Genomic DNA, 9,098 nt, shown 5'->3' on the forward strand with positions numbered 1-9,098 from the left:
TAGTAACCTTAATACTCTCTTTTGTTCTTTCTGATTATTATTTAAATTTAGTGATTTACAAACTTAAGACGTGTATAGCTCATTGCGGCTGAATTCCTTATCGGAATTCATTGCAATTTGCTATCTTCGGTTTACGGCTGAAAATCCTCGCGGATTTTCACGCAACAAACCATAGCCAAGCCGTTGTGCGTCATTTCAACATACTCAATCGGAATAAAAAATGAATAGTGATAATTTAAAAAACTCAATCCGAATTTTTGAACACGCCAGTACTGAATTAGAAAAAATCTCTGACAATGGTTTAAGAGAATTATCAAAACTACGAAAACCAGATAATGTTATTCATCTTAAACATTTGCAAAATTCTGATGATTTAGGTATTAACACACTATTAGCAACGCAAAGAATTCCAGCTATTGTTCTTTTAGGATTATCAATTGAATTGACATTCAAATTAATCATAAGACAAAAATTAAACAAAGAGTTTAGAATACACGAACTGAATAAATTATTTACGAAATTACCAAGTGAAATAAGAGACTCTATCATTTTAAATGTAACTTCTGATTTAAAAATTTCTGAAAATGAATTTCATAATAAACTAAATGAGAATGATTTGATTTTTGTCAACTGGAGATATTTCTACGAAAAAGAAACGCCGAATTATGCAGGTATTGAATTTTTAAAATCTCTGCACAAATATTTAAAAGAATTAATTGAATAAAAACGAACGCACAACAAAGAACTGAGTTAAAAAACAAATAACTTTAAACTAATTTTGAAACATAGTTTTCATCATAAGACAATCCGCTTTTTGCAATAGCAAAGGTTTGCTAACGCACTCATCATACCTCCTACTCTTACATTAATTTGAATATCAATTCTTTTCGTTATCTTTCGCTTACGGCATATAGATTTTTTAAATTAGTAATCGTTCTCAAAAATGCTGTTTGTAATTTAAAACTAATACTTATGAAAAAAACAATTTATCTGATTTTAGTAATTCTGATTTTGAGTTGTAAAAATGAAAATAAACAGGAACCTAAAAATAAAATTGTTGAAACCGACAATAGTGAATTGATTGAAATTTATCAGAATGATCAAAATGACCGCATGACAGACGATATTGATTGGTTTGAGGTTAGTAAAAATGATAGTTTAAGAAGAGTACGCGTGCATCAGCTTTTGGATTCAGGAAAAGTAAATACTGGTATGGATTATAAAAATGCTGCTATGGTTTTTCAACATGGTAATGACTCAACTGATTACGGATTGGCCGTGAAACTTATGAAAAAAGCTATTGAAACAGATACTACAATTAACAAATGGCTTTTTGCGGCAGCAACAGATAGGTATTTATTAAGCAAAGGAGAACCACAAATTTATGGCACTCAATATCAAAAAATGGGAGATGAACCTTGGAAACGTGGTGAAATTGATACTACTAAAATTTCTGATTTAGAACGCATTGAATATGGCGTAGAAACTTTAGCGCAACAGAGAGAGAAAGTTAAACAAATGAACAAAAAAAAACTGTCTGATCTTTTAGCTCAAGGAAAGTCTATTGATGACATGATTGAAATCATAAAATCTGAAAACAAAAACAACTCTGAATACGATATTTCTGAAAGTGGAATAAATAGCTTTGGTTATAACTTAATGAGGCAAAATCAAAATGAAGACGCATTAAAAGTTTTTAAACTTAATACCGAGCTATATCCAAATGCATTCAATACTTGGGATAGTTTAGGCGAATGCTTATTAATTCTTGATAAAAAGGAAGAAGGCATAAAAGCTTATAAAAAATCTTTAGAACTAAACCCAGAAAACCAAAATGCCAAAACAATAATTGAGGAAAACAAATAACTATAATTCATTAGGTTGCTTGCACAAAATGTATCATATATTGAACTACTATTACTAATTTGAAAAAATGAAATACTTTATACTATTTTCTCTTTTTACATGCTTAAACCTCTTTTCTCAAGAAAAAAAAATCATTTATTTGAATGAAAACCATAAAGAAGTAGATCATGAAGCCTTTACAATGGGAATGAAAACAGGGAAATACCTTGATTTATATTTTGAGAATGATACATTAGTTCAATGTTTACTGGTTAGAAGAAGACCAATTGGAAGATTAAACAAAAATCAATTTGAGAAGCTAAAAGAAAACTTACAAATTAAAAACACCATTGAAGATGATTTAGTTGTGATAATATACTATCCTGGGAAAGACAGTTGTAATAAGGCAGAAAAATATTCTACATGGAATGTTTTTGACAGTGATTATTTGAAAAAATTAAAAAAAATTAGTGGTATAAGTCATCATTGGATTTATAAAGATGATGAAAACCTAAAGTATTATTACAAAAGAAAGATAGGTTGGAAAAAGGATAACAATCAATTTATTGAAAAATTGTTCTTCAAGTATCACTACCCTTGCTTTAGTTTTGTTGTTATAGATTCAAAAGGAAACTATATGGCCTATTATGGAGAATTTGGCAAGCAAACTGTTTGGGAGCTTGCAGAGACACTAAAAAAAGCATGAGTAAATACTACAACCATGCAATAGTCTCTACATACTTACAAATGCTTATTTTTAATACCACAACAGAGCATATAAAAAATTGCCTACCTATAATTATGAAAACTATACTATGAAACAGTTATTTACCTTGTTTATACTTGGGTTTACGCTTTCTGTAAATGCTCAAACTGATTATTCAAAAATGAGTGAAAGTGAAATTATGATAAGTGTATGTGGTTCTTATGGGAATGCTTCTACTTTAGGAAAAGAACCTGTTGAAGAGTTAAAAAAATTCATACTAAAGTTTAGAGGTTTACCTCAAGATTATAAACCTTGGGAAAAGATAGTTATTGATTTTTTAAACGAATATGGAGAAATATTGATTTGTCCTAAAGCAGACACAACTGCACTTTTTGACAATGAGCAATTTTACAAACGAGCTGTTTCTTCATATCAATTTGAAATTTTCTATGATCTATTAACAGATGATGAATATCCTGTAGAATTGAACATGATACAAATGCGAAACGGCAAGCCTGAAACGCTTTTAGACTTTATTAAAAAACGTATTGACAAAGGAGTTTCAGGTGAACTTGAACGAGAGTTATACTCTCTTATAGCTGACCTACAAGAACTAGGTGCAAAATATGCGCATGAATTAGAAGATAAAAAAAAGGGGTTTTAACCAATTTTTATAATTATACTTGTGTCCTACTATATCATCACAATAAACAGTAATTTTTTTTAGTTTTAATTTTCTATGAGAAACTATTTAGTTCAGTTACTAAAGTTTAGTATAATTCCAATACTTTTTTGTGTGTTAGTTTTTGTACTATTTATAACAAAAAAAGAAAAACGAAAAGATATATGGCATGACATATCTATTTCAAACAAAATAATTTTAATGGGGGATTCTGAAATAAAACGAATACCTCCAAGCGCAATAAGCGATTCTACATATAATTATGCAACAATTGCTGAACACCATTATTTCACCTATTTAAAGCTAAAAAACTTATTATCATATCCTGACAGTAACATAAATACCGTAGTGTTGGGTTTATCAGTTCATAATTTTGCTCCAATATTTGAAAAATATTTTAGTAGTAAAACAGCGCGAGGCAACTCTAGCTTTGAGCGTTATTTATATGATTTACCATATAAAAACAATGATTTTATCGATTTCTTTTCTTTTCAAAAAAAGTTAGTAAGCTACTTCCCAAACTTATTAAGAGATGATACTGATTGGGGATATGTTAAAAGCTTGAGTGAAAACCCGTCTGACAAAATTGTTGGGGAGACTATTGATCTTCATTATAACCATCCTAATACAACTATGTGTTTATCACAACTAGAGTACCTTGAAAAGATTGTGAATTTATGTGCTACAAACAATATAAGGCTGGTTGTTGTTTCTATGCCTGTACATTTTAAGTATAAAATTAATGTTGAAGAAAAATATTATACAATACTTGCTGATTTTATAAAACAAAATCCTGATATAGAGTATCAAAACTATTTACATCTAGATATTGATAGTAAGTATATGGCTGATGGCAATCATTTAAATACAAATGGAGGAATACTAATAGGCAATTACATAAAAGAGCGTTTAAAAGTAAAAACGCGCAATAGTGTATATACAAAATAAACATTAGCACAAGTATAAACGACAAACAAGATTAGAAACACATGCTTTTTAACTCAATAGATTTTGCATTTTTTTTACCAATAGTTTTTATACTCTATTGGTTTGTAGCAAAAAAGAATTTAAGCTTTCAAAACCTACTTATAGTTGTTGCTAGTTATATTTTTTATGGTTGGTGGGATTGGAGGTTTTTATCTCTAATTTTTTTTAGTACCGTTGTTGATTATAGTGTCGGACTAAAGCTTAAAGATGAAGAAAACCCAACCAAAAGAAAAATACTCTTGTGGGTAAGTATTCTGGTTAACCTTGGATTTCTTGGTTTTTTTAAATATTACAACTTCTTTCTTGACAATTTTGTATCTGCCTTTTCACTATTTGGCGCCGAGATAAAAGCTACTTCTTTAAACATTATTTTACCAGTAGGTATCAGCTTTTATACATTTCAAACATTAAGTTATACCATTGATATCTATAAGAAAAAGCTTGAACCTACAAAAGATTTTATAGCCTTTACAGCATTTGTAAGCTTTTTTCCTCAATTAGTTGCAGGACCTATTGAAAGAGCTACAAACTTATTGCCGCAATTTTATAAAAAAAGAACATTTGATTACTCAAAAGCTGTTGATGGCATGCGCCAAATACTTTGGGGACTATTTAAAAAAACAGTTATTGCAGATAATTGTGCTGAATTTGCAAATCAAATTTTTGATAACGCTTCAGATATGAACGGAAGCACGCTTGCATTAGGAGCTTTGTTTTTTTCTTTTCAGATATATGGTGATTTTTCAGGATATTCTGATATTGCTATAGGAACTTCTAGACTCTTTGGGTTTAACTTAAAACAGAACTTTAATTTCCCTTACTTTTCAAGAGATATAGCAGAGTTTTGGAGGCGTTGGCATATATCTCTGTCTACATGGTTTAGAGATTACCTTTATATTCCGCTAGGTGGTAGTCGTGGTAGCTCCTGGATAAAAATTAGAAATACATTTATAATATTTATTGTAAGTGGTTTTTGGCATGGTGCCAACTGGACTTTTATAGTATGGGGCGCACTTAATGCTATTTACTTTTTACCGCTTTTACTAACCAATAAAAACAGAAAAAATTTAGATACAGTGGCTAAAGGAAGATTACTTCCTAGTATCAAGGAAGTATTTTTTATGTTACTAACTTTTTCGCTAACCGCTTTTGCTTGGATCTTTTTTAGGGCAGAAAATATTGATCATGCTTTAAGGTATATCTCAAAAATGATATCAACATCGCTGTTTGAACTACCCTATTTTATAGGAATGTTTAAAGCTTTAATGCTCATCTTAATAATTGCCGCTTTTGTTATTATTGAATGGTTAGGAAGAGAAAGCAAATATGCCATTGAGCACATTGGCCTAACATGGAAACGCCCTTTTAGATTTGCTATGTATTATGTAATTATTTATTTAATAGTCACATTTAGTGGCAACCAGCAAACCTTTATTTATTTTCAGTTTTAGAATGTACTTTATATAATATTAAAACTTTCTTTATAACAATGCATGAATACTAATAAAAGCCAACTACCTTAATTTAAAAAAACTTAATGCAAATTATTTTAAAGACATTCGCTTTTTTTATACTGACTATTTTTAATTGTAAAGCACAAAAAAGTCAGCCATCTGATTTTATACCGAAAGGATATGTGGTATTTGAAAAATATTTTGGAGACCTTAATAATGATGGATTAGAAGACTGTGTTTTGATAATAAAAAAGACCGACTCATCACATATTGTTCTCAATAGATTTGATAAAAAAGTTGATAAAAACAGACGCGGCATTATTGTATTATTTAAAAATGAAAAGGGTTATGAATTTGTTGATAAAAACTACAACTGCTTTTCATCTGAAAATGAAGATGGCGGCGTTTATTTTGCTCCAGAATTATGGATTGAAATTAAAAACAAAAAACTGTATGTACATTATGGACACGGTAGATATGGCTATTGGGAATACACATTCCGATTCCAAAACTCTAACTTTGAATTAATTGGATACGATTCTAGCAGTAATCATGGACCGATAATAAATACAATAACAAGTATTAACTTCTTGACCAAAAAGAAGTTAATTAAAAAGAACACCTATGAAAATGCTGAAGGTAATGATGAAATATTTAAGGAAATCTGGAGTAATATTGATATAGAAAACCTAATAAAACTATCTGAAATAAAAGATTTTGACGAATTAGACATGTATCATTATTAAACAAAAAAAGCATGTAACAATAGCTAAAAGTAATGGCGCTGTTCTCTCCTACTTACTAAAATTTACTAACGTACAGTTCGCATTTCGTGCTCGTGTCTATTCGGTTTTTATTTACTACCAGCCTAACACACAAATAATCCTAAAACCAGATCAGTTTTTAAGAATTTTAACTATTTTTAGAAGTATAAACATAATATGGATAAACACACTAGTGTGTTTATCTATATGTTGGCAACAAGCTGAAAAATGACAGACGAAATCGAAAAAAATATACAGTTTATTAATGAAAACGTCATTTCGGACGATGATTATTTATGGAAATATTTGGATTTACATAAATTCTTATCTTTTATTATTTCAAAATCTTTTCATTTAACTCGTCTTGATAAATTCGAAGATAAAAGAGAAGGAATATCACCTATTCATTTGCTCTATCAAAATCACAAAAAAGAACTTGACAATCATCCAATGTTTGAGAAAATGAGAACATTTATGACCATCGACACTTTGGGCGGACAGATGAATAGAATAGAAGATGAATTAAAAAAAATACAACGTTTTAACTATGCTAGTTGTTGGGTAATTGGAAAAAAACAAACGGAATCTGTTGCAATGTGGAATTTATACAGTGACCCAAAAAGTTTAGCAATAAGAATTAAATACTCTGATTTCAAAAAAAATATTCAAGAAAATGGATATAGAACTAATGGAGTGGATAAAGAAATAATTTGCTCGCCAGTTAATTACCTTAACTTTCAAGATAAAAATAACATTGCAGAATATATTGACAACTTATTAGATAGTGTCTTTTTAAAAGACATAAGTTTCAAACACGAAAATGAGTTTAGAATAATTGCAAGAGAAAAGGAAAGAGAAATACCATCAATTAATTACAAACCAAATATATCTAGGAGTCATATAGAAAATTTGCATAATTCTATTTATAACTACCCTGGAACTAAAATTGAATTGGAAAACTTTGAAAAATATAACTTTGAAATAGTTCATCATCCAAAATCAACAGATTGGACAAAAGAAAACATTAATGAAATTATAAAAAAATTTGACATTGGATTTGATATTTACGACTCCAATCTTGAATTGAAATAAAGCCAATTGCCAACAATGTATAAATTCAATTGCTACTGAATTTCCTACGGAAATTCATTGCAATTTTCTATCTTTCAGTCTCAATCGGAAAATCATACCGATTTTCCGCAACTGAAATTTATACGCTAACGTTGTGCTTCATTAGATGAAAAAAAACAGTAAAATAGCTTTCGGATCACTCGGTGGAATAGTAATATTCCTTTTCATAGCTTATTTGGGAGCTTGGTTGATAGCTCCAGGTTCGTATGCAAGAGCGGAGGCTTATGTTTTCGATATACCTGAGGACTCATTACTGACTATAATTTATGAGGTCAAGAGCGAAAATCCTGAATTAGACTTAACTAAAAAAGTAAACATTCCAAATGGACAGTTCTTTGATCTAAAAGATGGAAGAAGAGACGAGAATGACTATTGGCATTCTGTTTATTTCTATTATCCTGACAAAAACGAAATCCTCCACACTTGGACAAGACCCAAAACTAAAAACTCAACAACGTTTGCTTTTGTCGGCATAAACAGTGGTTTGACTTTAGAGAAATGGAGAACCATAAACGAGAGTTTTTGGTGGTGGAAAAACAAGCCCGATAAGGAGGAGTTCGAAGATAGAATACTGAAAAAAATAAAAGAAAAAACGAAAGCACAACACGGTATATAGCAAATAGGGCGTTCGGTGGTTTACAAAAGTTCAGTGCTTTTTACCAATACCGCCAAATCGTTGATTTGGCTTTTAAGAATGAATAAATTAAAAACAAAATACAACGCTTTGGCTCAGAGCAAATTTGAAAGCTCAGTGCTTTCTACTGCCCTACTTGCCATATACTAAACGTTGTAGCACATTTATGAACTCACTCAGAATTTACTCATTTGACAAAATGGCATATAAAATATAAATGAATGATATTTGATATAAACTACAAAAAGGTTTCGTGAATTCTTTAGTACTAATCATATCATTTTTATTTGTTGCATTTCTTATAATTAATATAATTAAAAAGAAGAAGCATAAAGGTGAAAGTCAATTGAGTGCATTTGAACATCCAAGCACATTTAAAAAGCCCGACATTGAAATGGTGTCTAAAACAGTTGAGAAAAGTGAGTATAATAAAAATATAAAAACCATTCGTATTGATAATTTAAGTCAGAAAAAATAAAAAGAATGAAAAGTATTGAACTAATTTATTTAATTATTGCTGCCTTGATTTGGATTGTTGGATATTTACATAATGGACGATTTGTACGCCCTAAATGGAAAATACCAGGGAAATTTATTTTTTATATTGGAGTATCATTTGCTTTGGTTCATTGGTTAGGGCATTGGGGAATGATATTCATAATTGTTCATCCATTAATTGGACTTTTATTCCATACTAAAATCTGTAAAGAAAACGATATTGATTGGTTGACTTGCGAACCAAAAGAAAAGTATCTTGAATTACAAGAGAAATGGGCAAAAGGAGATTTTAGTAAATCGATAAAGAAAAAATAAAAACGTGCTACAACAAAGAACTGAGTTAAAAAACAAATAACTTTAAACTAATTTTGAAACATAGTTTTCATCATAAGGCAAT

General features: G+C 29.6%; 11 protein-coding genes. All 11 read left to right on the plus strand.

The window, feature by feature from the left end; genetic code table 11:
- Positions 1-220 precede the first annotated feature (220 nt).
- The 11 genes from ACN5J3_RS13960 (at position 221) to ACN5J3_RS14010 (ending at position 9,016) form a co-directional block, all read left to right on the plus strand.
- On the plus strand, positions 221-724 hold the full coding sequence (locus ACN5J3_RS13960) for a hypothetical protein (protein WP_418512124.1): 504 nt from the start codon (positions 221-223) through the stop codon (positions 722-724).
- Positions 725-972: 248 nt separating this feature from the next.
- Positions 973-1,866 carry a DUF6624 domain-containing protein gene (locus tag ACN5J3_RS13965; protein ID WP_418512125.1) on the plus strand — a complete coding sequence of 298 codons (894 nt, stop codon included), beginning with the start codon at positions 973-975 and terminating at the stop codon, positions 1,864-1,866.
- A 67-nt stretch (positions 1,867-1,933) separates the two neighbouring features.
- Entirely contained in the window at positions 1,934-2,551 is a 618-nt protein-coding gene (locus tag ACN5J3_RS13970; RefSeq protein WP_418512126.1) for a hypothetical protein, read from the plus strand.
- 109 nt (positions 2,552-2,660) lie between these two features.
- Positions 2,661-3,215: a hypothetical protein gene (locus tag ACN5J3_RS13975; protein ID WP_418512127.1), complete on the plus strand. Its 555-nt coding sequence runs from the start codon at positions 2,661-2,663 to the stop codon at positions 3,213-3,215.
- Between the two features lie 75 nt (positions 3,216-3,290).
- On the plus strand, positions 3,291-4,181 hold the full coding sequence (locus tag ACN5J3_RS13980) for a hypothetical protein (RefSeq protein WP_418512128.1): 891 nt from the start codon (positions 3,291-3,293) through the stop codon (positions 4,179-4,181).
- 41 nt (positions 4,182-4,222) lie between these two features.
- The gene (locus ACN5J3_RS13985) at positions 4,223-5,671 is read left to right on the plus strand and encodes an MBOAT family O-acyltransferase (protein ID WP_418512129.1); all 1,449 of its coding nucleotides are present in this window, start codon (positions 4,223-4,225) and stop codon (positions 5,669-5,671) included.
- Between the two features lie 86 nt (positions 5,672-5,757).
- Positions 5,758-6,420, plus strand: coding sequence for a hypothetical protein (locus tag ACN5J3_RS13990; protein WP_418512130.1), 663 nt, complete (start codon positions 5,758-5,760; stop codon positions 6,418-6,420).
- Positions 6,421-6,666: 246 nt separating this feature from the next.
- Positions 6,667-7,530 (plus strand): DUF2971 domain-containing protein, encoded by an 864-nt coding sequence (locus ACN5J3_RS13995; protein ID WP_418512131.1) that lies wholly within the window; start codon positions 6,667-6,669, stop codon positions 7,528-7,530.
- Between the two features lie 145 nt (positions 7,531-7,675).
- A complete protein-coding gene (locus ACN5J3_RS14000) occupies positions 7,676-8,185 on the plus strand; it encodes a hypothetical protein (protein WP_418512133.1) in 510 nt (169 codons plus the stop codon).
- A 271-nt stretch (positions 8,186-8,456) separates the two neighbouring features.
- The gene (locus ACN5J3_RS14005; RefSeq protein WP_418512134.1) at positions 8,457-8,681 is read left to right on the plus strand and encodes a hypothetical protein; all 225 of its coding nucleotides are present in this window, start codon (positions 8,457-8,459) and stop codon (positions 8,679-8,681) included.
- A 5-nt stretch (positions 8,682-8,686) separates the two neighbouring features.
- Entirely contained in the window at positions 8,687-9,016 is a 330-nt protein-coding gene (locus ACN5J3_RS14010) for a hypothetical protein (RefSeq protein ID WP_418512135.1), read from the plus strand.
- Positions 9,017-9,098 lie beyond the last annotated feature (82 nt).

It is taken from the genome of Corallibacter sp. (genome assembly GCF_048381695.1).
Classification (GTDB): Bacteria; Bacteroidota; Bacteroidia; order Flavobacteriales; family Flavobacteriaceae; genus Corallibacter; species Corallibacter vietnamensis.

Excerpts from the sequence above, each read along its gene's own strand:
- ACN5J3_RS13960 (WP_418512124.1), top strand. The coding sequence starts at position 221 with ATGAATAGTGATAATTTAAAAAACTCAATCCGAATTTTTGAACACGCC.
- ACN5J3_RS13965 (WP_418512125.1), top strand. The coding sequence starts at position 973 with ATGAAAAAAACAATTTATCTGATTTTAGTAATTCTGATTTTGAGTTGT.
- ACN5J3_RS13970 (WP_418512126.1), top strand. The coding sequence starts at position 1,934 with ATGAAATACTTTATACTATTTTCTCTTTTTACATGCTTAAACCTCTTT.
- ACN5J3_RS13975 (WP_418512127.1), top strand. The coding sequence starts at position 2,661 with ATGAAACAGTTATTTACCTTGTTTATACTTGGGTTTACGCTTTCTGTA.
- ACN5J3_RS13980 (WP_418512128.1), top strand. The coding sequence starts at position 3,291 with ATGAGAAACTATTTAGTTCAGTTACTAAAGTTTAGTATAATTCCAATA.
- ACN5J3_RS13985 (WP_418512129.1), top strand. The coding sequence starts at position 4,223 with ATGCTTTTTAACTCAATAGATTTTGCATTTTTTTTACCAATAGTTTTT.
- ACN5J3_RS13990 (WP_418512130.1), top strand. The coding sequence starts at position 5,758 with ATGCAAATTATTTTAAAGACATTCGCTTTTTTTATACTGACTATTTTT.
- ACN5J3_RS13995 (WP_418512131.1), top strand. The coding sequence starts at position 6,667 with ATGACAGACGAAATCGAAAAAAATATACAGTTTATTAATGAAAACGTC.
- ACN5J3_RS14000 (WP_418512133.1), top strand. The coding sequence starts at position 7,676 with ATGAAAAAAAACAGTAAAATAGCTTTCGGATCACTCGGTGGAATAGTA.
- ACN5J3_RS14010 (WP_418512135.1), top strand. The coding sequence starts at position 8,687 with ATGAAAAGTATTGAACTAATTTATTTAATTATTGCTGCCTTGATTTGG.